Origin of the sequence: Shewanella maritima (assembly GCF_004295345.1) — a bacterium.
Classification (GTDB): domain Bacteria; phylum Pseudomonadota; class Gammaproteobacteria; order Enterobacterales; family Shewanellaceae; genus Shewanella; species Shewanella maritima.
Map to the genome: position 1 here is coordinate 4,580,771 of NZ_CP036200.1, position 22,523 is coordinate 4,603,293.

The window sequence follows — 22,523 nt, forward strand, 5'->3', positions numbered from 1 at the left end:
AAATAACTTAATGTTCACTTAAAAAAAAGCCTCGATTTGTATCGAGGCTTTTGATGAAGTTTTATGCTAACTATTTGTTAGATAAGCTATAAACATAGGCAGAGATAACGTGAACTTTCTCTTCACCTAAGATATCTTTCCAAGCTGGCATTACGCCTGCGCGGCCATCTCTAATTGACTCTTCAATAGCGCCACGGCTCGCACCGTATAACCAAGCGTCATCAGTTAGATTTGGTGCACCCATGAACTTGTTACCTGTACCGTCCATACCGTGACAAGCAAAACAACCTTTCATGAATGAGCCTTGACCTTGTGCTGCAAGTGCTGCGTCATGCTCGCGGCCAGAAAGCTTAACCACATACTCGGTTAAACCTTTTAGCTCGCTATCTTCGATTGGTAAGCCACCTTTTGGCGGCATCATACCTTTACGACCATCCATGATGCTCTTCTTGATATCTGCAAGCTCACCACCGTATAACCAACTACCATCAGCTAGGTTAGGGAAGCCTTTAGAACCACGAGCGTCAGAGCCGTGACATTGTGCACAGTTGTTAATAAACAAACGTTTACCAACATTTAATGCTTGCTCGTCTTTTACTAGCTCTTCTAATGGCGTTGCTAAGTACTTGTCGAAAATAGGGCCATATTTCGCATCAGCTTTGGCGACTTCGGCATCATACTGTGAAAGGTGGTTATTTGCTTTTGCAGTTTCAACCGCAGCTTTTGACTCTTCCATAGAGCGTACGCTTTGGTTAGCACTGGTCCAGCCAAATAGACCTTGGTAGCTACCAAGACCTGGGTATAGCAGTAGATAAACTACGCCAAATACGATAGTGACGTAGAACATATAAGACCACCACTTCGGCAGTGGGTTATTTAGTTCTTCGATACCATCAAAACTATGGCCCATTGACTTGCCTTCTTCTACGCCTGTGCTGTTTTTAGTACAAGCGATAAGTAGAACTACACAGCCAAAGATGACCAAAAGTGTTGGAATGATAATCCAAATATTCCAGAAGTTACTCATTACTTTTGTTCTCCTGAGTCCTTCGACATTTCAGCAAGTTCTTTGTCGGTAAAGACTAAGTTTGCTGCTTCGTCAAACTTCTTTTTGCTACGAGAGCTGTACGCCCAGTAGAAAATACCGACAAAGGTGACCATTACGATAATGGTTAATATGCCTTGAAAAGTGCCGTAATCCATCATTGCCTCCTACTTGAGTGCGTGACCCAATGATTGCAAATATGCGATTAGCGCTTCCATTTCAGTCTTACCTTTCACCGCTTCTTCAGCGCCGGCAAGCTCTTCTTCACTGTACATGTTGTGATCAGGATGGAAGTTGCTCAAGATTTCCATTTTCTTACGGGTTAACTTACCGTCTAGGGTGTTATCCATAAGCCATGGGAAACCAGGCATATTTGATTGAGGTACCACAATACGTGGGTCGATTAAGTGAACCTCATGCCACTTGTCGCTGTAACGACCGCCTACACGTGCTAGATCAGGACCAGTACGCTTTGAACCCCATTGGAATGGGTGATCCCAAACACTTTCGCCTGCTACAGAGTAGTGGCCATAGCGCTCGGTTTCGGCACGCAGTGGACGGATCATTTGGCTGTGACAGTTATAACAACCTTCACGGATGTAGATGTCGCGACCTTCAAGTTCAAGCGCAGAATAAGGGCGTAGGCCTTCAACTGGCTCTGTGGTGTCTTTTTGGAACAAAAGCGGTGTAATTTGCACTAGACCACCAAAGCTAATGGCGATAACAGTGAAAATACCCAATAAGCCGATGTTCTTTTCAATTAACTCATGATTAAATTTCATCGAATCGGCTCCTTATGCTTCTGAAAGTGATGGAAGAGAATCTTTCTTCGCTTTAACAGTAAGAATCACGTTGTAAGCCATGATTAACATACCAGCAAGGAAGAATGCGCCACCCACAAAACGAACAAAGTAGAATGGGTAAGAGGCTTCTAAACTCTCAACGAAGCTATAAGTTAACGTACCGTCAGAGTTAACCGCGCGCCACATTAGACCCTGCATAACACCAGATATCCACATAGATACGATGTATAACACTGTTCCGATCGTCGCTAACCAGAAGTGAACGTTAACAAGGCTTGTGCTGTACATACGGCCGTGACCAAACAGTACTGGGATCAAGTGGTATAAAGAACCGATTGATACCATTGCAACCCAACCTAACGCACCAGAGTGCACGTGACCAACAGTCCAGTCAGTGTAGTGAGATAGGGCGTTAACAGTTTTGATTGCCATCATTGGGCCTTCGAAGGTAGACATACCGTAAAAAGACAATGAAACAACTAAGAAACGCAGTACTGGGTCAGTACGCAGTTTATGCCAAGCACCAGAAAGCGTCATAATACCGTTAATCATACCACCCCAAGATGGAGCAAATAGGATTAGCGACATCACCATACCGAGAGACTGAGTCCAGTCAGGTAGCGCTGTATAGTGAAGGTGGTGAGGACCAGCCCAAATGTAAAGTGCAATCAGTGCCCAGAAGTGAACAATAGATAGACGGTAAGAATAAACAGGGCGACCAGCTTGCTTAGGTACGAAGTAGTACATCATACCAAGGAAACCCGCTGTTAGTAGGAAACCAACCGCGTTGTGACCGTACCACCATTGCACCATAGCATCGACAGCGCCCGAGTACATAGAGTACGACTTAAGCATGCTGACTGGAACAGCCATAGAGTTAACAATATGAAGCACTGCAACCGTGATGATGAATGCACCAAAGAACCAGTTCGCGACGTAAATGTGCGAGGTAGTTCGTTTAATAATGGTGCCAAAGAATACAATGGCGTAACACACCCAAACGACGGTGATGGCGATGTCGATTGGCCATTCTAATTCAGCGTACTCTTTACCTGAGGTAAAGCCTAATGGCAGAGTGATTGCTGCTGATAAAATAATGGCTTGCCATCCCCAGAACGTAAATGCCGCTAATTTAGGGGCAAATAGTTTGGTTTGACATGTGCGTTGAACGATATAGTAGGATGTTGCGAATAGGGCTGATGTACCGAACGCGAAAATAACTGCATTGGTGTGCAATGGTCGTAAACGACTATAGGTTAACCAAGGAGTTTCGAAGTTCAGCTGAGGCCAGATTAACTGGGCCGCAATTAACACACCTACTGCCATACCAACAATACCCCACAACACAGTTGTGAGAGCAAATTGGCGAACAATAGTGTAGTTGTAATCAGCGCCTGTAGACTGGGAATGGTTCATCATAATGCTTCCACGGCTTATTACTTTGACTTTGTAGTTATAGTAAAGGCAAGCTTTACCTGTTTATTTTAACAATGCTCAAAAAACACGCTGTTGACGCGCGTTTAATCTTACGTTTGTCAATGGTTTACAACATGATTTTAACATTCATCATGAAGCGTGTTAATGATACGTGAGCTGATTCAAAAAAGATACTATTGGCCGTAGATGAAATTTGATCTAGATCAAGGTCTACAAGATAATGTTAAAAATTATGTTTATTAGGTTAAAAATGACACAAATGCGTTGCATCACCTTATTTCTATTAGTTTTCTCGGCTTTTCTTACGGCATGCGGTGACTCTTCCCCTAGCGCAGATGAAAATTTTGTTCAAGACCCAAGTTTATGCCAGTTTCAGCAAGGGGCTTGTAAGCAGCTTGTGGATGGGGTAGGCGTGTCGTTAACGCTTTATCCAGAGCATGCGCCAAGTGAGGAAAATCTGCAGTTAGCAGTTAATTTTGATCAAACTGTTAACAATGTCAGTTATGTAGTTGAAGGCCGCGATATGTTTATGGGAGTTATCCCAGGCAAGCTCGCTGCTAGCCCTGTCAACAATGCCCAGCAACTCTTTGAAGGCAACCTCATATATGGCTCATGTAGTAGTGACTATATGATTTGGCGCATGACATTAAACTTCGAAACCGAAAACGGCGTGCAAACTGCAGTGTTTGATTTTAGAGCTGATAACCCAATTTAGGCTCAGTGTAATTTAACCTCTAATGTAAATAGTGCTGTAATAACACCTTGATACGCTTGTTGAACCTCTATTAAATCAGTAATCTAACTTAAACAAATTTAGACGATTAAACGCGCAACACTGTGCGCGAACGGCAAAGGAGTGGCGATGTTAGATTTACTACCCGATTTATTTGACCATTACCCAGACGACTTGACGTTAATCCAGCTTGACTGGCGTGATTTTGGGGCGAAGGCGATTTTCCATGGCGAGGTAGTCACTGTCAGTTGCTTTGAGGACAACTCTAAGGTCAAACAGCTGTTAGCAACACCCGGCGCCGGTAAAGTGCTAGTCGTCGATGGGCAAGGCTCGATGAATCGTGCGCTACTCGGTGACATGATCGCGCAAAGCGCAATGGACAGTGGTTGGGAAGGTGTGGTGATCAAAGGGTGTATTCGCGATGCCGGTACTATCAATAGCTTTAATGTTGCGGTTAAAGCGCTGGGAACTAATCCGATTAAAACCGCCAAGCGCGATCTTGGCGAAGTAAACTGTTCAATAAACATAGCTGGCGTAGAAATTAGACCAGGTATGCATATCTATGGCGATCTAAATGGTGTTGCTTGCAGTAACAAACCGTTAGATCTCTCAGTAATAAGCTAATATTGACTTAATTTATCTCTCAAGGATGCGGTAATGAAAATTATTAAGTGGGTTGTTATTGCGCTGGCACTGCTGGTAACAGGTTTCGTGGTTTATATCACTCAAATCTTTAACTTGAATGACTTCAAGCCTCAAATTATTGAAGCGGTTGAAACGGAAACCGGGCGCAAGCTGCAAATTAATCAAGATTTGAGCTGGAGCTTTTTCCCATCAATTGGCATTAACCTTGGTGGCATTGCTTTATCGAACCCTCAAGGTTTTAGCGATGCGCAAATGGTTCAAGTCAATCAAGTGGTGGCTAATGTGTCGTTGATGCCACTGCTGAGCAAACAGATTGAAGTTGAAGAGCTAGTACTTGATGGTTTGGTGGTTAACTTAGTCACCACCAAAGATGGCCGCACCAGTTTTGATGGTCTAACTAAAGAAGAGCAAGCAAAGTCTGAAGCATCTGAACCTAAAGCGGACGGTAAATCAAGCTTTGATCCAAGCAGTGTTTATGTAGGCGGCATTAGTGTAACCAACACCCAAATAAACCTGATTGATGAACAGAGCGCAACTAAACAAGCGTTTACCCTGACGTCATTTAAATTGGGTGAGTTCGAATTAGGTAAAACCGCAGATTTTTCTTATGTGTTTGAGGCTGTGTTACCTGACATGAACGCCAAGTCTCAAGGCAAAGGGCAATTAACTGTAGGTAAGGATATTCAAAGCGTGTCTGTGTCTGGCTTTAGTATCGAGAACACGTTGACGGGTGCTAATCTACCGAATAATAAAGTTGTGGGTAATGTCAGCGCCGAGCTTAACGTTAACCTTGCCAGCAAAGCACTTGAGTTAGTTCTTAGCCAAATTCAAGTTGATGCCATTAATGGTAACGGCGATATCAAGGTCAATTACGGTACTAAGGTGCCGCAAATTGACGTAAACCTTGCTTTTAATGAAATTGATTTAAACCCTTACATGCCTGCTCGGCAAGATGGTGAGAGTCAACAAGCACCTGATGATAGTAACCAAGCTTCAACTCCTGCTACTGAACCTGACTTATCAGCCTTAAAAACGCTTGATGTTGACTTCACCTTTAAGGCCAAATCAATTAAAGCGCAGAAACTGGTGACTGAAAACTGGGACATGACGACCAGCATTAAAAATGGCGTGATTAACCTGAGTAATTTAAGCGCCGACATGTATGAGGGTAGCTTACTCACAAAAGCAAAACTTGATGGTCGCGCTAAAGTGTCAAGCTATAACTTTGATATGTCGGTAAATGGCGTGCAGTTCCGACCTTTACTGACCGATGCTGCTGAAGTGGATATGCTTTCAGGCAACGCCAATATCAAAGTGACTGGCAGCGGTAAAAGCTTGATCCCAGATAACCTAAAGCGCAACCTTAATGCCAAGGGTAACTTTGAGATTGCAGACGGTTCATTGTATGGCGTGAACATTCCGCAAATGATCCGCAGTGCTAAACAAAAGCTGTCTGGCGATTTATCAAGTGCTAAGCCTGAAGAGCAAAAAACCGATTTCACTAGCCTGACAGGGTCATTTACCTTAGCAAAATCGGTACTAAATAACCCAGATCTCGCTATGGCATCACCATTGTTGAGGCTTGCCGGTAAAGGCAATGCCAATATCGATACGCAAACTATCGACTATAGCTTAACAACCAGTGTAGTGGGTTCACTTGCAGGGCAAGGCGGTGATGATTCGCTATCAGGCGTTGATATACCATTGAGCATTAGCGGAAGCTTTGCCGAGCCAAAATTTGCGCTTGATACAGAAGCGTTACTCAATCAAAAGCTTAAGCAAGAAACTGAAAAAGCCAAAGACAAGCTAAAAGACAAATTGTTTGAAAAATTAGGTGGATTTTAATGTCAGCAAGTTACGTAACAAACTCTAGCCTGCTTGTGGTTGCAGCTCTGTCTGCAACCATAATTAGTGCTTGCAGTCAGTCCAATCAAGCAGACGCGGACGTGGCGAAGAAGCCTGCGCAAGTAAACGAGCAGGCAAGCGCTGTTCAAACACAAGATAAACAGCTCAAAGCGAAACCGACAATCAAGGAGCTTAAGTCTTCCATGGCTGATGTGACGATTGGTAAACAAGTTGCGCCTCATACCCAGTCAGTGCTTCATGGGCATTTAGTATTTGACGAGCAGGCAAGTCAAAACGGTAAAGGGGTATTTCGCTTAACCATCACCAACCCGCTCGAGCAATCGGTGAAGATTAACTTTAACTCAGGCAAAACTGCAGATTTAGTGTTATTTGATGCGCGGAATAGAAAGGTATGGGCATGGAGTGACGACATGATGTTTACTCAAGCACTAGGTAGCAAAACTTTAGCTGCGGGTAAATCAATTAAATCGCAATTTATGGTTCCAGAAAAAGTGATGCAGACCTTAGTTAAGGGCTCGCGTTTTCAAGTAGAGTTTGCTGGTAAGCTGCAAGATAGCAGTAAAACGGTGCTACACCCGGTGATTATTCCAGTACTGTAAATCTGTACTTATCGCATTGCACGCGATACGCAAGTTGCTTCAGATAAGCGCGGCAACTCTACAACAAAAAGCTCAGCAAATGCTGAGCTTTCTCGTATGTAGGTAGGGGCGAATTGCTATTGAGTATTGGTTAAGCGCTCGGTACATCCTGCCAGTGCAGCTTAATACGTTCAAAAATATCAATATTGTCGATAAATAGTGCAAGCAAATGCGGGTCAAAATGGGTACCGCTACAGCGTTTCATTTCTTCAAGCACATCATCTAGCGCCCATGCTTCCTTATAACAACGTTTGTGAGTGAGCGCGTCATATACATCGGCAATAGCTACAATTCTCGCGTAGATATGAATATCATCACCCTTTAAGCCATTAGGGTAACCGCTACCGTCGTATTTTTCGTGATGTTGCAGTGAGATAGTTGCGGCAGCTTTCAGAATTGGTCTGTTGGAGCTTTCAAGAATTTGATAACCGATCTGCGGATGTTGCTGCATGATTTTCCATTCATCATCGTCAAGCTTTCCTGGTTTTAGCAGCACTGCATCTGGCGTCGAAATCTTGCCAACATCATGCATAGGTGAGGCGTGCTTTAACAGATCTGCTTGATACTCAGTGAGTCCCGCTAATATCGCCAGTTCATAACTGTACTCAGCCATACGCTTAACATGATTGGCGGCTTCTTTTGAACGGCTTTCAACTACATCACCTAAACGGAGAATTAACTCTGATTGCGTATCTTCAACTTCCTGATTAAGCAACAAGTTCTCAAAGGCTACGCCAACATTAATAGCAAAAATATCAATCAGCTTTTTGTCTAGCTCACTTAATTCGTTTACGCCGTCGACATATAGCAAATTGATCCACTTACTGGTTTTCGTTGGGAAATAACCAATAAATGCGTTATCAACATATAAACATTGTTTCTCCGCTAAAGCGCGATTGAGCAGGGTGTAGATAGACTCGGGGATTTTTTCGCTGCCACAGTTTTCAAACTTACCTGTACCCGCAAGCACTTCAATTTCTGATGATTCAACATGACCACTAATTGCGTCGATAGAATTACAGGTTAGGAGTAGGGTTTCTGCTTGCAGATTAAGTAATCCTGCAACTTGGTTAAGCAAGCCATCAGCAAAACGGTGCAGGGTTCTTAACTCAAACAGACCCGATGTAGCTTCAATGACCTTTTCTAAGCCTTGACGGTGCTTATGCTGGGTGAGCCTAGCGGCTTCAATCTCCATGATGTCGCGATAAGAACGTAGCGCAGAGTACATACTGGTAGATAGTTTACGAGAGTCTAGTTCGGCTTTTGCCTTGTAATCATTAATATCATAATTAACGATGACGTCTTCTTCAGGGGCTTGCCCCGGTTGCCCCGTTCGTAAAATGATACGCACGTTTTTATTCTTCAAATCATCCCGAACCCAGCGTACAAGCTCTAATCCGGCGTGGTCACTTTCCATCACCACATCGACAAAGGCGACTGCGATATCAGTATGTTCCTTTAATACTTCCTTCGCTTGTTCACCACTGTAGGCGTTAACGAACGACAAACCTCTATCGTCAAGTTTGAACCGAGATAATGCCAGCTTAGTTACACTGTGAATATCAGGCTCATCATCGACAATGAGAATTTTCCATGTCGGTAATATTTTTTCGTTACTCGTTTTTTTCTTACCTGCAAACAACGGACTTTTTTTGGCCATATCTAGGAGCATTGATCACCTCAAGTCAGGGTTAAAAAACAATGGCTAATCGCAACAGCAAACAATTAGTCAGTTCCGCTTACTTTAAGTGTAGATCAAGCTCACATAGGCGGAAGAGATACAGGAAATTTTTTAACATGCAATTGATAATCATTATCAATAAGGTTAATGTAAACCCATGTTGTTTTGAGTAGGGTACAAGCATGAAGCAGATGAATATTTCACTGTCATACGAGCAATTAGCACAACTAATAGGTACTGGTGCCTTATGTGCGGCAGATATTCGTTGCCTTGATAGTGAAACTAAGCAAGCCGTATGGCAAATGTGCTTGATAAATTGCGCAAAAAAGATTCACTGCAGCAATTGCACTCAGCCATGTGGCATAGCTAAATCGAATCAAATTGAAGTACGCGAAGCTTAAAGCTAAGTATTGGTACATTTGACTAATAGTAAGAAGCAATTGGTCTCGGCCAAAGTGCCGCTAATGTAACTTAGCGGCTGTGGTCTATTGGAAGTTTACTCACTGCCTTGTTGCGTTATCACATTAACTTTAAATTGTGAGTCTGAATCTAACTGATCGGAAAGCTCTTGAGCGTTAGCTTGTTGCCAGCGTTGTTCGAGTAGTTCGACAAATTTTTTGTCTAATTTGTCTATCGATGAAAGATAGAGCAATAAAAATTTATCTCCATAGTAAACGGTGACTTCCGTATTTTCGTCATTCGATTCAGGGTAGTAGACTTCAACGTCAGTAATTTCAGCAAACTTTGCTTGTTCACTGCGAAGCTCATCCTCTTCAACCCAGTATGAGAACACCCCAGTTTCGGTAATGCCATTACCGTCATTACGATTCGAGAGAAAGTCATTGCTGTAGAAGTAAATGGGCTTTTGATCTTCTGCAAGCAAACCATTGTCTCTAATAAACTCAATGTCGTGCCCCCACAAATCTTCACCTGATACTATTTTGTCGCTTGGAAGAAGTTTGATGTCCATTGCCAGCAACATGGCAAACAAAGGCAGCATTAACACCATAATGTAGTTACGTGGGCGCCAGCGCGAGTTAGCTTTAAGTGCGCTAGAGTTTGCGCCATTAATGCCATTGATATGAATGACTAATGGCAAGGTCACCGCAATGGTTACCCAAAGCACTATGGTCGACTCATCAAAGTAGCGGTCTGCAACCGTAACTGTGATCAGTAACAATGCGAGGATGGCACCGAGCCATAACGGAATGAACTTGTGGCTTTTACTTTCTTGTGTACGTTTGTTGATTTGTGCGAATAGCGGATAAAACCATAACGTACCAAAGAATGCTCTAAAGAACGGCATAATTGTTGGCGAGTCTTGCTTTTTAATGTACTGCCAGTTTTTGTAGTGCCAATAGTATGGATAGATCCCTAAGGTTAATATGGTTAACAGCACAAACTTCGAGATTGATACTGGGTAAAACACACTTTCGTGCTCAACTTCTTCATCAATGATTAAGCTCACCAACGCATAGACGAACAACAGTAGTGCCAGCATGCCCGCCAAAATCCACATTTGCAGATCTTCTACCCACCAAGGCAAGCTCTGCTCGGAAGAGCCGGTATCAGTTGCCGCGGTTTGTGCTGCTGCAGTATCACTACTCGAGCGCTCATAGCTAACTAAGCCATAGCTAGCGTACTTATCAACGCGTTTTAATGCACTTACCCATTGGTCAAATTTCTCGGGGTTAATGACGTCAGTATTGTGTTTATATTGGTATTCAATCCTTAGCTGATTGTTGGAGTCTTGGAAGCTAACTTGATAGTTAAAATCAAAGAATTCATTTTGCTCGTCAATTGTTTCATCTTCAAATGACCAGTTGCGGTCATCCAAATTAACAATTAGCTCGCCTTTGATTGACAGCGGATACGCTTGCGTCATCAACCTTGGCTCACCTTTCGGCGGGGTGAGATATGAGGTTATCTGATTTTCATAGGCGTAAAAATAAAACTCACCTGGCTCTTCTGCCGCTTCATCTTCAACCCAAGGTTGGCTAATTCGGTAGTGCTCGGTCGCCGTAATTTGATTGGTTTTGTCATCATCAACAAAGCTTAGCGGTTGACTCTCCTCTAGCTCTCCTACCAGTCCTTGATAATAATCTTGATATTGCGACGCAAGTTTATTTAACCCTTTGCGCTGCAATTGATTACGAATACGCTCAGCCTGGGCCCCAAAGTACTTGGTTTCTACCGTTAGCTCACCGGTTTTACCTAAGCCTTTAGAAAGATCGTAAACCTCTTTAAAGACGATTCTTTGCCGCTCTGGCGCAGCTGGTAGTTTAGTGAGTGCTTGGGTGTGCTTGTCAGCAACCAATACATGGCCGTAGTCAGGCAAGTATAGACTGGTTAAATCCTTACCCTGGTTTTGCCTTGTTGCATCTACCCAGTAGTCGACACCATTGACTTGAATATTGACGATGGCGTGGTCAAAAAGGTTGGCGGCAGGCAGGTAAGTGTCGAGTTTAGGGCCAATGGTGGTGTTTACCAACACCGGCGATGCTTTGACATTGATTTGCTTTAGTAGCTCCACCAGCAGTAGGGATTTGTCTTTGCAGTCGCCGTACCTGCGAGTAAGCGTATCTGCTGGACTCGCTGGTAGGTGGCTGTTAACGCCCATTTCAATGCCAAGATAGCGAATGTCTTGCTGCACAAAGTCAATCAAGGCCATGACTTTATCCTGGGTTTTACTATAGGGCGCTGTGAGTTTTTCAGCGGTACTTGCGATGGATGTTTGCAAAGGCTCGGTAGGTTTTGCGTTGGCAGCTTGCTCGAATAAAGCTGCTGCCCACTTGCCAATCTGCTCCCAATTACTCGTTTGGGCAAATTCAACCCAGGCAAATGGTTTATACCATTGTGGTGAATCATTTAGATCAGGTGCAAGGGATTGCTGACTAACCGTTAATTGATAGTCAATATAATCGCTATGCTGGCTGACTATGAATTCGTCTGCGCTGTTATGGAGTCGATAGGATAAAGGCTCGGATTTGTGCCATTGTACTCGTATTGATTGTTTATGAACTGGCACGTTCCATTGCAGGGTGCGGGTGCGGCTAAATTGGTTTTGATAGACAGGGTTTTGACCAATAAGGCTATAGCTATACTCGACAATATCATCACGGCGCACGTCGTCGACGACCCATAATGCGCGCATTGTGCCATCGTAAATGAGGTCGCTGTCGGTATCAGCTTTGGTTAGTGTAAATTGGCTGGTACGTGTTTTATCAATAACTTGATTGCCACGGTGAATACGAATTTGGTGAAGCTCAAGTTTTTCATAGAAAGGGTCGTATTCAATATCAATTTGACTGGTCGCTTCCAGCCCCTTGCTATTGGTTGCTTGGGTAGCAAAGTGATTAAACACGCGGGTTTGATTGTCAGTCACCTTGTATTGGTTGTCGACGAGTAGGTAATAAACGCCGTTAGTTATTTGGTGATCAGGCCTTGTTTGAGGCTGATCTATGGTATTAGGTTTAACCCAGCTAGGTTGGGGTGCTTGCGTTAAACCATAATCACGATAATCGCTATTGGTCCAATTTTGATCGAGTTGCTGCCGACTTAACGAGCTATTAACTGAAGAGCTAGCCGTGGTGGAATGCGTTGAGGCAATCGCGTTAGGGCCGGTGAATAGCGCACAAGTTAGGAAAAAAAGTGCGACAAAACGCAGGTAAAAATTGATCGAATTGAAACTTACATAACGTAAGTTGCGTACTTTGCTGTGACCTAAAACGCACCAGCTAGCCATGAAACTTCCTTTTATTATGATACCAATCAGCATAAAAATGTGATCATTCTTACTGGCTACTTTTTACCTGTAAAAATGGCTTATAACTTCGTTGAACATTTTGAAGGTAGAACAACTAGCTAGCTGCAATTTCCGCCTTGTTCTAAGCGATTTTTTCCGCGTAATATCTGAACACTCACTTATCCCAATTGGTATTATCCTTGTTAATTTCGATATTATTACATTATTTATCTGATAGTTAACAGTTTGATGTGCGTATAAATTTAGTTAGATGCGCTTATCTTGCTTCAGCTGCTTATCTTTCCTGTGAGATATCAATCAACCCCATGTTCTTGGTGCCAAATAATTGCTGGTGGAGCTTAGAGGCGAACTCGTCTGTCATCCCGGATATATAATCTGCAATCACTCGCATGGCATTGTCGTTGTTGGCATTGGCTTGTTGCCAGCGACAACGTGTGTTCTCTGGTAATAGCCTTTCAGGATCGCAGGCAAAGGCTTCGAATAGCTCCATCACGATTTGCTGGCCTTTAAACTCGAGCATCTGAATTTCGGGTTTACGGATAACAAAGCGGTATACAAAGGCTTTTAGCACGTCTAATGCCTTTGCAAAGTCGCTATCTAACTTGGCATTGTACTTAAGCAAGATGTCTTCAAACTCACTCTTCTCGATGATTTCTATTGCGGTAACAAAGCCATTGACTAGGGTACCGATCGCGTCTTTTCGAAGGTGATGTTCGTTTGAAAATAGCTTAATGCCGATTGTGGCGATTTCTTGTTTTAACCAAGGCTCATTAATTTGCTGTAGTTTTTCAACCACTGAATGCTGCCATTGGTTCTGATTGACGATGCCCATCACAATTGCATCTTCTAAATCGTGGACGGCGTATGCAATGTCATCAGCTAACTCCATAATCGAGCAATCAAGCGACTTATGTAGCGGTTTTAGATGCGGATAGTTAGGGTTAGTGCCTTCTTGAGCCGATGAAATAAATGCTTGTCTATCCTTGTCGGTCAGGTTGGCTAACACCCAGTCTAGTGATGCTTTGTCGTCATCAAACACGCCTTTTACCGATAACCAGTTAGCCGGCTTTAATTGACGAAAATTACTCACCTCGGGATGGCGTTGAGGTACCACTAATGCGGAATAATGCGCTGGATACTTCAAAATACCCAGTAACGTGCGCCTGGTGAGGTTCATTCCCCAGTTGGGGGTATAGGGCTCTAGTTTGGTCAGAATGCGAAAGGTTTGCCCATTTCCTTCGAAGCCTCCATGGCTGCGCATCATATAATTAAGTGCCACTTCTCCGCCGTGACCAAATGGCGGATGCCCAATGTCATGGGCCAAACAGAGTGATTCAATCAGGCTGTTAGAATCTAATACAGGTTTAAGCTGCGGGTATTTACGTTTTAGCTGGGCGGTGATGCCTGTGCCGATTTGCGATACTTCTAACGAATGGGTAAGGCGAGTACGGTAAAAGTCGTTCATGCCAATACCGAGTACCTGAGTTTTTGCCTGTAATCGCCTAAACGCCGCTGAGTGGAGGATCCGAGCGCGATCACGCTGAAATGGTGTGCGGTGATCGTGCCGTCGATGTTTATCTTCACCGTGAATTCGCTGATGCCAGGCTTGGGTTTGTGGGTTAATGGTTAGGTTGTCGAATTGTGGTTTTGAATCCATGAACACCTCGAAGCCAAGCTTGGTTTAAATCTAACACATACACGTTTAACTGTAACAGATAGCTTTGACTACGCAATCATTAAACTACACTAATATCATGTGGTTAGTATAAGTGAGTCGCGCTTGTTATATCTGTTCAACCATAGCGTAAGGATCAGTTTGTTTGCGACAACTTGTCTAGCGTTGAAGTGCAGCTTTTAAGGAAGATATCTACAAAGCACTTTACCTCGGGCATGGTCGCAATCAGCTCTGCTAGTTTGGCATCGAGATTGTCTTTTACATGACAAAACTCATCATTGCTGAACCTTAGCTCATTGGCTGTTTTAACATATGCTTGGAGAATATCTGCCGCTTTCACTATCGCTTTGTACTCAGGGTCAACTTGAGACTGCACAATTAGCGGCGCCATTTCTTCACGTAAATCTTCTGGTAAGGTGGCAAGACATTCCTTCTCAGCTAAATCTTCTAGCTTTTTAAAGGCCTGGGTGAACTCTGGGCTGTGATACTTGGTGTTGCTGTTCATGTCTTGCAGCTTGGTTTCTGACACCTCATGGTATAACGCCAGCGTTGCGGCTTTTTGTGGGTCTAATTTGCCATTAAAACGTTTATTTTTAATGACGACTAGCAGGTGGGCGATAACAGCAACCTGATGGCAATGCTCAGATACATTTTCTTCTTGAAAGCAATGCATTAATGCCCAGCGCTTGAGTAGCGGCATACGCGTGATCCACGCCATAAAAGTACTTTGTTTCATTGAATTCTCCATAATGTTTATACAGCGAACAAGTTACTGGCTAGCAAGCGATTCATGGTAAAAAAACGGGCACTTTTTAGCTCAAATTAATTCATCTTATGTTGGTGTTATCTTTCAATTTTAAATTTAGCGGTTATTGGAGTATGGTCTGAAGCACTTGAGTTGACAGATTTGGATTGAATTAAATTCATTCCACGATAATAAATATGGTCTAAGGGTAAGCCAAAAATACGCGTTCTTACATCAACATCATAACTCACTTCTACAAGATGATGGCGCTTAGCAAGCTGTTGAATGATGCTAAGTCTATCTAGGCTCCAGGTATTGAAATCACCGGCAAAAATCACTGGGCCCTGATGATGTTCTAGCTGGGTAAATACAAGGTTTATCTGCTTATCAAAGCGATGCAGTTTGAAGTCAAAATTAATACCATGAAGATTGACGACTAATAATGATTGGCCGTTAGATAAGGGGTACTCGGCTACCAGACTTGATTTAGCGAATCGTATATAGGGCTCTACCTCTGTGTACACGCAGGCCTGAGTCGCTCTACTCTGTGATAGGTTCATCACTCCCACAGGAGTGTTGAAAAGCTTAAAGGCTTTTGCCATAAGTGCGTGTTGCTCAATACTATTGACAAAGTCATGTAGGCCATTATTAAGTTTAGCTTCTTGCAACAATATCAATTGATGTGATTGAACCAACTTAGATAGCTCTTGCTGCCAATGACTGCGTTTTTGCTTGAAAATGTTCCATACAGCGAGGTTTAGCACTCCGTTTGAGTCTAAATACTGCTGAGAGTGTTGCTCGCCACATTGCTCAATAAACTGAGCTTGTTGCTTATTCAACATGATCTGCGGCTCCCCATTTAGATACTTAATCAGCGAAAAATACAGCACGGCTAGCGCGACAAAAAGTGCGGTGATGATTGCAAACCCTTTTATTATCCGCCTTTTTTTCATCTGTAGCGTTTAACCTTAATTTACCTTCTGCTTGCACTATACCCAATTAACCTTATGTGAGTACAATGTCGGTAGTTAAATATATAACGAAGAGTACTTGCGCTAACAATGGATAAATTAACCCAACTTCTAGCGATTGTAGGCGTTATTGCTTACTGGCTGATACTTGCGGCCATTGGTATTCGTATTGTTATCAAGCGCAGAAGTATTGGTGTTTCATTTGCCTGGCTTTTGATCATCTATTTTTTGCCGTTCGCCGGTATCTTTGCCTACATGTTATTTGGCGAATTAAACCTAGGTAAAACCCGAGCAAGCCGTGCCAAAGCGATGTTTGAGCCTTATGCTGAGTGGTTTAATAAGCTTTATAGTCACAGCTCACATCAGCCACAAAATCAAAGCAATTATGCGACAACAATTAGCAATCTATGTAATAGCCAACTGCATATTCCCTCGTTAGTGTCTAATGAGTTAGCGCTGCAAAACACTCCCGATCAAATTCTACGATCAATTATTAGTGATATTGAGCAGGCTCAAGAGCAAATTCACATGGCATTCTACATCTGGCATGCGGGAGGCTTAGCTGATGAAGTGGTGCAGGCTCTACTTGATGCTGCTCAACGCGGCGTTCAAGTTAGGGTACTTCTCGATGCTGCTGGCAGTAGACCGTTTTTTAAATCTGCTTTGCCTAAGAAGATGCAGCAGGCTGGCATAGATATCCGCCCAGCGTTACAGGTTAGTCCGCTTCGTATGTTCTTTAGGCGTTTAGACTTACGTTTACACCGCAAAGTAGTGGTGATTGATAATGTCATTGGTTATACAGGTTCGATGAATTTAGTTGACCCACAGTATTTCAAGCAGGACAGTGGCGTAGGTCAGTGGGTCGATGTAATGGTGCGAGTAACAGGCCCAGTTGTTCCTGTGCTTAACTGCATCTTTGCCTGGGATTGGGAGGTGGAGACCAGTGAGCGAGTTAAGCCTGAGCATCCAACGTTAGCCCAATGCTCACCTACCACGTCTTTGGTGCAAACTATTCCATCTGGCCCAGGTATGCCTGAAGATGTAATTCACCAGGTACTGCTACAAAGCTTATATCAGGCCCAAAAGCGGGTGGTGATCACTACGCCGTATTTTGTTCCCAGTGATAACTTAATTGATGCTCTTGTTACCGCGTCACTGCGGGGTGTAGATGTAAATATCATTATCCCCAAAGATAATGATTCAATTATGGTTAAATGGGCAAGCAGCTCATTTTTTTCTGAGCTTTTAGATGCAGGTGTAAAAATTCATCAGTTTGCTGGTGGGTTATTACATACCAAATCTGTACTAATGGATGACGAGCACTGCTTAATCGGTACCGTTAACATCGACATGCGCAGTTTGTGGCTTAACTTTGAACTAACCCTTGCTGTTGATGATGTTCAATTCTGTCAAAAGCTTGCACAGTTGCAGCAACAATACATAGAACAGTCGCAGACGGTTGATATTGATGAATGGCGTAGCAGACCTGTTTATAAGCGTTTTGTAGAGCAGTTCTTTTATTTGTTCAGTCCCTTGCTTTAGACCACTTGTTACTTAGTTAACGTGGTACTTTTAGTTAAATACACAAAAGCCATGCTTAAACGCATGGCTTTAGTATTGTTTTAGCGATTTCAGAGATTAAGTGGTTATTGTTGATAGTGCTCTAAGAAGTTACCAAAACCTTGCATGGCTTTTTGTAAGTCTTCTTTGTGCGGTAAAAACACCACTCGCAAGTGATCTGGCTCTGGCCAGTTAAATGCGGTGCCTTGTACTAATAACATTTTTTCGCTTTTAAGCAGGTCTAATACTAAACGCTCATCATCCCTTAAGTTGAACTTCTTGATGTCTAATTTTGGGAAAGCGTATAACGCGCCTTTTGGCTTTTTAACGCTAACGCCTGGAATACTATTTAGCGCTTCAATACACACATCTCGTTGCACGGTTAAGCGCCCTGACGGCAGAATAAGCTCATTAATACTTTGGTAACCGCCTAGCGCGGTTTGTATGGCGTGTTGGTTAGGTACGTTTGAGCAAAGGCGCATTGAGGCCAGCATATCTAAGCCTTCAATGTAGTTTTTCGCTGCTTTTAAGTTACCGCTGAGCACCATCCAGCCAACCCTGAAACCAGCTGCACGATACGCCTTTGATAGGCCATTAAAGGTCACGGTTAAGATGTCGTCTGACAATGATGCAGCGTGAATATGCTGGGCCTCATCGTAAAGGATTTTGTCGTAGATCTCGTCGGCGAATAAAATGATGTCATTCACCCGGCATAGCTCAACAATCTCTAGCAATAATTCGCGGCTGTAGACTGCGCCAGTCGGGTTATTAGGGTTAATTATTACAATGCCACGGGTACGAGGGCTGATCTTTGCTTTGATGTCTTCAAGATCAGGGAACCAATCTGATTCTTCATCACAGCGGTAATGCACAGCTTTACCGCCAGCTAGGTTTGCCGCTGCAGTCCATAATGGATAATCAGGCGAGGGGATTAGGACCTCATCGTCATTATTTAACAGCCCTTGTAGCGCCATACAAATCAGCTCAGACGCACCATTACCTATGTAGACATCTTCAACGTCGATGCCCTGAATACCATGAGATTGATAATGCTGCACGATTGCCTTACGCGCAGAAAATAATCCTTTAGATTCGCAGTAGCCTTGCGCGCTAGGCAGATTAAGAATAACGTCGCGTACAATTTCTTCGGGTGCATCAAATCCGAACGGCGCAGGATTACCAATATTGAGTTTTAGAATGCGGTGACCTTCGTCTTCTAGGCGCCTTGCTTCTTTGTGAACCGGTCCTCTTATGTCATAACAGACGGTGTCGAGTTTATTAGATTTAATTATAGGGCGCATAGCTGTCTCGTTACTTCATGAGTGATTAAGCGCACCATAACCAATATCGGCAGTGGTTAAAAGGGATTTTATAAAATATTTGAGCGAGTTAGCGAAATAATCTACTGATTACGGTGTTGTAGATATGTTGCGGGTAGAGAGTTGTACTGAATGATGGGTTTGATTTGGAGCTAATCACTTATTCAAACAAAAATGCCAGCGAAGTGCTGGCATTTTCTAGGGTAACTAAGCGTTACTAGGCTTTAGCACGCAAAATACTATACGCGCTTTTTGAACTCGCCCGTACGTGGGTCGATTTCAATCTTGTCACCTGTTTTAACGAATTCTGCTACAGTGATTGTCGCGCCGCCTTCGATGGTAGCTGGCTTCATCACTTTACCTGAAGTATCGCCACGAGCAGCAGGCTCTGTGTAAGTTACTTCACGAACAATTGTTGTCGGCAATTCAACAGAAATCGCTTTACCTTCGTAGAAAGTCACCTGACATTGCTCTTCCATACCATCAACGATGTAGTCTTTAGCATCGCCTAGGTTCTCAGCTTCAACGTCGTATTGGTTGTACTCTTCATCCATAAATACATACATAGGATCTGCATAGTATGAATAGGTACAATCTAGGCGATCAAGAATGATGTCTTCCATCTTGTCTTCGCCTTTGAAGGTTTGTTCAGTGGTTGAGTTTTGTAGCACGTGCTTAAGCTTTAGCTTAACGATCGCCGCGTTACGACCTGAACGAGTAGTTTCTGTTTTTAGCACAACCCATGGGCTGCCATCTAACATGATCACGTTTCCTGGACGGAGTTCATGAGCAGTCTTCATTGCATTAGTTCCTATTTCAAGGTGTTGTTTTGTTGCCGTATATTAACGACTTTTGACGAATTGGACTAGTCGAGATACTAGATCTGTATCATTAATCGCACTCTGTGGCCAAATTTTTGCCATTTGCTCAATGAATTCTAACTGGTCGTCGAACGCTTGTAGCTCACAAGCGACTTGCTGTGCGTTGTAGACATTGAATCCATTTACCAGCTCGACGTAATGCTCAGCAACATCTTGTGGCCAGTCTTTACAGTAATGCGCTAAAAAAGCGTTGAGCTTAACTAGGTGATAGTCTTCATCTTGCGGGTAGATATGCCAAATAAACGGCCTTTGTGCCCACTGCGCGCGCAAAAATGAATCTTCACCGCGGACAATGTTGAGATCGCAGCTCCAAAGTAGCTTGTCGTAACTTTCTTGATTAGTCATTGGCAATAGGTGCAAGGTAATTTGCCCTATGGTGACTGGCTTGCCCAGTGTAAGTGTGGCGTAAGTCAAACCACATTCAGCCTGTAGATATTGTTCAACGCTGGCAACACTGCGACCTTGCGGCACAAGTACATGCGTGGCTTGCTCTGGCTTGCTGGCGTAGTGATTCAATAGCGCGCTAATAGTGTTATTTTCATAGCTGAAGAGGCTAATAAAATAATCATTGGCCTTTATGCCAGTAATGCCAAATTCATTGAGCAGCGCCAGTTTATTGCTAGCGTCACTTTGCCATTGCTCGCAGGTTTCGAGTAAATTGCTTTCGCAAATTAGCCCGCCTGTTTTGGTGGTAAACCCTGGGAAATAAAACCACTTTTGTAAGCCATTTGATTGCATTGACGGCAGAGCATGACAACCCTCAACCCAGTCTTCGGCGCAAAGGTACTCAAGGTTAATCCAGACAGGTTGTGTGCCAAACGTCTGCTTGTGTTGATTCAGTTTGTCTTTTACTGCATTTGGTAACTCACAGGCAAACGCTTCTACAAGTACCGAGCCTGGCGTAAATGGCGCTAGATTAGTCTCGTCCCACTTATAAATGGTTACGCCATTAAAGGATTGTTTTGCTCTTGAAGGGGTTAGCTCAGGTAAAATGTGAGCAAAGCTGTTTAGGTCATCAACCCACAGGTTAACCTTAATCTTATGCTCATTGGCGAGTTGCTTGGCAAGGCGCCAGGTTACGCCTATGTCACCATAGTTATCTACAACTAGACAAAAGATATCCCAGTGTTTGGAGCTGCCGTTTGCTGCGCCGTTTTGATTTGTTCCGTCTGGATTTACGCCATTTTGATCTGCTAAAAGTGGATTAGTTGTCATTGTTGAATATTTTACGAATTTTGTTGATACGCTTTTGGACACTGGTTTTTAAGCGATCAGCTATTTTAGCCGGCTCAAATTTCACTGTTTTTAAGCGATATGTTGCTTTATGGCGATAGATGACCATTAGGCGTTTACTGGTGTAGCTAGAAGTCGGTTTTTTATAAGCATCGCGATAGTAATAAGTTAAGTAGCGACGGCCTCTAATTCCTCGATAAAATGCATCTTCATCAATGTCGCCTTTTCTGAACTGCAAAATAACATCGTTTAAAATACCCAAATGTTGCAGTGCTCTTGGTATGCGATGGCCAACAGCATACACCTTGAACTTAGTTAGCGTTTGCTCAAAGCGATCCATGTGGTTTTTGTCTTGTAATGACAGGGGATCATAAATAATGGTTAAGGGCGTCTTGCAGCTTTTCGCATCAAGTGTAGCCATGTCGCTGCGCGAGCTAGGTACAGAATTTACAACGATAGGGTCCCAAGGTGCTGTTTGCTTGCAGTAGGTACTTTGGGGCATCAATAATAATGCTTTGGAAAGCTGCAATCTGTCAGCCAACAAACCTAACGCGAAGCCGCCAAGGCTTGCGCCATAGCCGATACTTGCCGGGAATTGCTTAAGTTGTGGCGCTAAATCGTCAATGAATGCTAACAGCTTGGGTGAGTCGAAATAGTTGCCTTCGCCGATATGATTAAAGGCGATGACATTCATGTGTTTCTTGGCGAAGTAATCAAATCCCCAAACAAATGCATCGTCCAAGTTAGCGTCTTTGGCGATTGCCTGACAAACAGGCGGGAAGGTGACCATTACAGGTTCACTAGGGTTAAAGATATGATATTGCACAACAACATCGTCAATGACAAGCCGTGTAGTTTGATTAAATTGTAGCAATATCAGCCTCGCTAATTTTAAACGTTAGATAGTAAAAAAGCGGCTAAAGCCGCTTTTAAATTTACAATAGATGACTACATATTAGTCAGCAAGCTCAGCTAAGCACATTTCATCATAGATTTGCTTAACCCAAGCATCAACACGTTCTTCAGTTAGCTCTGGTTGACGATCTTCGTCGATACCTAGACCGATAAAGTGCTTGTCATCAACTAATGCTTTAGATGCTTCGAAATCGTAACCTTCTGTTGGCCAGTGACCGATAATGATGCCGCCTTTGGCTTCAACAATATCGCCAACCATGCCCATTGCATCAAGGAAGTACTCAGCGTAGTCCTCTTGGTCGCCACAACCGAAGATTGCGACTAACTTGTCAGTGAAGTCAATTTGCTCAAGATCAGGAAAGAAGTCATCCCAATCGCATTGTGCTTCACCATAGTACCAAGTCGGGATACCAAAAAGCAGTAAATCGAACTCAGCGATTTGCTCTTTGGTGCTTTTGGCGATGTCTTTTACATCAACCATAGTTTTACCCAGTTTTTTCTGGATCATTTTGGCTACAGCTTCGGTGTTACCTGTGTCACTACCGAAAAAAAGACCTACAGTTGCCATTGTCTATCCTTTCTTAAATTGTTGCGCTATAAGCGTTTACGT

The 22,523-nt window shown here is 43.3% G+C and carries 20 protein-coding genes; 6 read left to right on the forward strand and 14 right to left on the reverse strand.

Annotated elements, in window-relative coordinates:
* Window positions 1-70: 70 nt before the first annotated feature.
* The 4 genes from ccoP to ccoN are packed head-to-tail and all read right to left on the reverse strand — an operon-like array spanning window position 71 to window position 3,267.
* The gene (gene ccoP / locus EXU30_RS19480) at window positions 71-1,027 is read right to left on the reverse strand and encodes a cytochrome-c oxidase, cbb3-type subunit III (RefSeq protein WP_130602885.1); all 957 of its coding nucleotides are present in this window, start codon (window positions 1,025-1,027) and stop codon (window positions 71-73) included.
* Complete coding sequence (locus tag EXU30_RS19485) at window positions 1,027-1,203, reverse strand: cbb3-type cytochrome oxidase subunit 3 (RefSeq protein ID WP_130602887.1); 177 nt, start codon at window positions 1,201-1,203, stop codon at window positions 1,027-1,029. Before EXU30_RS19485 ends, ccoP begins: the two co-directional genes overlap by 1 nt.
* A gap of 9 nt (window positions 1,204-1,212) precedes the next feature.
* Window positions 1,213-1,827 (reverse strand): cytochrome-c oxidase, cbb3-type subunit II, encoded by a 615-nt coding sequence (gene ccoO / locus EXU30_RS19490; RefSeq protein WP_130602889.1) that lies wholly within the window; start codon window positions 1,825-1,827, stop codon window positions 1,213-1,215.
* A gap of 12 nt (window positions 1,828-1,839) precedes the next feature.
* Window positions 1,840-3,267 (reverse strand): cytochrome-c oxidase, cbb3-type subunit I, encoded by a 1,428-nt coding sequence (ccoN, locus tag EXU30_RS19495; protein WP_130602891.1) that lies wholly within the window; start codon window positions 3,265-3,267, stop codon window positions 1,840-1,842.
* A 268-nt stretch (window positions 3,268-3,535) separates the two neighbouring features.
* Here ccoN and EXU30_RS19500 point away from each other — a divergent pair, with 268 nt between their 5' ends.
* The 4 genes from EXU30_RS19500 to EXU30_RS19515 all read left to right on the forward strand — a co-directional run bounded on the left by EXU30_RS19500 (window position 3,536) and on the right by EXU30_RS19515 (window position 7,128).
* The gene (locus EXU30_RS19500; protein ID WP_130602893.1) at window positions 3,536-4,000 is read left to right on the forward strand and encodes a hypothetical protein; all 465 of its coding nucleotides are present in this window, start codon (window positions 3,536-3,538) and stop codon (window positions 3,998-4,000) included.
* Between the two features lie 147 nt (window positions 4,001-4,147).
* Window positions 4,148-4,642, forward strand: a complete 495-nt coding sequence (locus EXU30_RS19505; RefSeq protein WP_130602895.1) for a putative 4-hydroxy-4-methyl-2-oxoglutarate aldolase — start codon at window positions 4,148-4,150, stop codon at window positions 4,640-4,642.
* 33 nt (window positions 4,643-4,675) lie between these two features.
* Window positions 4,676-6,508 carry an AsmA family protein gene (locus EXU30_RS19510; protein WP_130602897.1) on the forward strand — a complete coding sequence of 611 codons (1,833 nt, stop codon included), beginning with the start codon at window positions 4,676-4,678 and terminating at the stop codon, window positions 6,506-6,508.
* Complete coding sequence (locus EXU30_RS19515) at window positions 6,508-7,128, forward strand: BsuPI-related putative proteinase inhibitor (protein ID WP_130602899.1); 621 nt, start codon at window positions 6,508-6,510, stop codon at window positions 7,126-7,128. Before EXU30_RS19510 ends, EXU30_RS19515 begins: the two co-directional genes overlap by 1 nt.
* A 130-nt stretch (window positions 7,129-7,258) precedes the next feature.
* Here EXU30_RS19515 and EXU30_RS19520 read toward each other — a convergent pair whose 3' ends face one another.
* Window positions 7,259-8,839 carry a DUF3369 domain-containing protein gene (locus EXU30_RS19520; protein ID WP_130602901.1) on the reverse strand — a complete coding sequence of 527 codons (1,581 nt, stop codon included), beginning with the start codon at window positions 8,837-8,839 and terminating at the stop codon, window positions 7,259-7,261.
* 191 nt (window positions 8,840-9,030) lie between these two features.
* Between EXU30_RS19520 and EXU30_RS19525 the strand changes: the two genes are divergently transcribed.
* Window positions 9,031-9,249 (forward strand): hypothetical protein, encoded by a 219-nt coding sequence (locus EXU30_RS19525; protein WP_130602903.1) that lies wholly within the window; start codon window positions 9,031-9,033, stop codon window positions 9,247-9,249.
* Window positions 9,250-9,344: 95 nt separating this feature from the next.
* Here EXU30_RS19525 and EXU30_RS19530 read toward each other — a convergent pair whose 3' ends face one another.
* From EXU30_RS19530 to EXU30_RS19545, 4 genes are all read right to left on the reverse strand, one after another.
* On the reverse strand, window positions 9,345-12,593 hold the full coding sequence (locus tag EXU30_RS19530) for a DUF3857 domain-containing protein (RefSeq protein WP_165399057.1): 3,249 nt from the start codon (window positions 12,591-12,593) through the stop codon (window positions 9,345-9,347).
* Between the two features lie 295 nt (window positions 12,594-12,888).
* Entirely contained in the window at window positions 12,889-14,271 is a 1,383-nt protein-coding gene (locus EXU30_RS19535; protein WP_130602907.1) for an anti-phage deoxyguanosine triphosphatase, read from the reverse strand.
* Between the two features lie 154 nt (window positions 14,272-14,425).
* Complete coding sequence (gene yfbR, locus EXU30_RS19540) at window positions 14,426-15,025, reverse strand: 5'-deoxynucleotidase (RefSeq protein ID WP_130602909.1); 600 nt, start codon at window positions 15,023-15,025, stop codon at window positions 14,426-14,428.
* 107 nt (window positions 15,026-15,132) lie between these two features.
* Entirely contained in the window at window positions 15,133-15,987 is an 855-nt protein-coding gene (locus tag EXU30_RS19545) for an endonuclease/exonuclease/phosphatase family protein (protein WP_130602911.1), read from the reverse strand.
* Window positions 15,988-16,095: 108 nt separating this feature from the next.
* On the opposite strand from EXU30_RS19545, the gene cls reads away from it, so the two are divergent.
* On the forward strand, window positions 16,096-17,547 hold the full coding sequence (gene cls, locus EXU30_RS19550) for a cardiolipin synthase (RefSeq protein WP_130602913.1): 1,452 nt from the start codon (window positions 16,096-16,098) through the stop codon (window positions 17,545-17,547).
* 104 nt (window positions 17,548-17,651) lie between these two features.
* On the opposite strand, the gene EXU30_RS19555 is transcribed toward cls, so the two are convergent.
* From EXU30_RS19555 to fldA, 5 genes are all read right to left on the reverse strand, one after another.
* Window positions 17,652-18,866 (reverse strand): pyridoxal phosphate-dependent aminotransferase, encoded by a 1,215-nt coding sequence (locus EXU30_RS19555; RefSeq protein WP_130602915.1) that lies wholly within the window; start codon window positions 18,864-18,866, stop codon window positions 17,652-17,654.
* A gap of 257 nt (window positions 18,867-19,123) precedes the next feature.
* The gene (efp, locus tag EXU30_RS19560; protein ID WP_130602917.1) at window positions 19,124-19,684 is read right to left on the reverse strand and encodes an elongation factor P; all 561 of its coding nucleotides are present in this window, start codon (window positions 19,682-19,684) and stop codon (window positions 19,124-19,126) included.
* 42 nt (window positions 19,685-19,726) lie between these two features.
* Window positions 19,727-20,980, reverse strand: coding sequence for an elongation factor P maturation arginine rhamnosyltransferase EarP (earP, locus tag EXU30_RS19565; RefSeq protein ID WP_130602919.1), 1,254 nt, complete (start codon window positions 20,978-20,980; stop codon window positions 19,727-19,729).
* Entirely contained in the window at window positions 20,970-21,824 is an 855-nt protein-coding gene (locus tag EXU30_RS19570) for an alpha/beta hydrolase (protein WP_130602921.1), read from the reverse strand. The genes earP and EXU30_RS19570 overlap by 11 nt, the downstream gene beginning before the upstream one ends.
* Before the next feature lie 129 nt (window positions 21,825-21,953).
* Window positions 21,954-22,481, reverse strand: coding sequence for a flavodoxin FldA (gene fldA / locus EXU30_RS19575; RefSeq protein ID WP_130602923.1), 528 nt, complete (start codon window positions 22,479-22,481; stop codon window positions 21,954-21,956).
* Window positions 22,482-22,523 lie beyond the last annotated feature (42 nt).

Bases quoted from the DNA above. Each gene is read 5' to 3' on its own strand.
- ccoP (WP_130602885.1), bottom strand. From the start codon at position 1,027: ATGAGTAACTTCTGGAATATTTGGATTATCATTCCAACACTTTTGGTC.
- EXU30_RS19485 (WP_130602887.1), bottom strand. From the start codon at position 1,203: ATGGATTACGGCACTTTTCAAGGCATATTAACCATTATCGTAATGGTC.
- ccoO (WP_130602889.1), bottom strand. From the start codon at position 1,827: ATGAAATTTAATCATGAGTTAATTGAAAAGAACATCGGCTTATTGGGT.
- ccoN (WP_130602891.1), bottom strand. From the start codon at position 3,267: ATGATGAACCATTCCCAGTCTACAGGCGCTGATTACAACTACACTATT.
- EXU30_RS19500 (WP_130602893.1), top strand. From the start codon at position 3,536: ATGACACAAATGCGTTGCATCACCTTATTTCTATTAGTTTTCTCGGCT.
- EXU30_RS19505 (WP_130602895.1), top strand. From the start codon at position 4,148: ATGTTAGATTTACTACCCGATTTATTTGACCATTACCCAGACGACTTG.
- EXU30_RS19510 (WP_130602897.1), top strand. From the start codon at position 4,676: ATGAAAATTATTAAGTGGGTTGTTATTGCGCTGGCACTGCTGGTAACA.
- EXU30_RS19515 (WP_130602899.1), top strand. From the start codon at position 6,508: ATGTCAGCAAGTTACGTAACAAACTCTAGCCTGCTTGTGGTTGCAGCT.
- EXU30_RS19520 (WP_130602901.1), bottom strand. From the start codon at position 8,839: ATGCTCCTAGATATGGCCAAAAAAAGTCCGTTGTTTGCAGGTAAGAAA.
- EXU30_RS19525 (WP_130602903.1), top strand. From the start codon at position 9,031: ATGAAGCAGATGAATATTTCACTGTCATACGAGCAATTAGCACAACTA.
- EXU30_RS19530 (WP_165399057.1), bottom strand. From the start codon at position 12,593: ATGGCTAGCTGGTGCGTTTTAGGTCACAGCAAAGTACGCAACTTACGT.
- EXU30_RS19535 (WP_130602907.1), bottom strand. From the start codon at position 14,271: ATGGATTCAAAACCACAATTCGACAACCTAACCATTAACCCACAAACC.
- yfbR (WP_130602909.1), bottom strand. From the start codon at position 15,025: ATGAAACAAAGTACTTTTATGGCGTGGATCACGCGTATGCCGCTACTC.
- EXU30_RS19545 (WP_130602911.1), bottom strand. From the start codon at position 15,987: ATGAAAAAAAGGCGGATAATAAAAGGGTTTGCAATCATCACCGCACTT.
- cls (WP_130602913.1), top strand. From the start codon at position 16,096: ATGGATAAATTAACCCAACTTCTAGCGATTGTAGGCGTTATTGCTTAC.
- EXU30_RS19555 (WP_130602915.1), bottom strand. From the start codon at position 18,866: ATGCGCCCTATAATTAAATCTAATAAACTCGACACCGTCTGTTATGAC.
- efp (WP_130602917.1), bottom strand. From the start codon at position 19,684: ATGAAGACTGCTCATGAACTCCGTCCAGGAAACGTGATCATGTTAGAT.
- earP (WP_130602919.1), bottom strand. From the start codon at position 20,980: ATGACAACTAATCCACTTTTAGCAGATCAAAATGGCGTAAATCCAGAC.
- fldA (WP_130602923.1), bottom strand. From the start codon at position 22,481: ATGGCAACTGTAGGTCTTTTTTTCGGTAGTGACACAGGTAACACCGAA.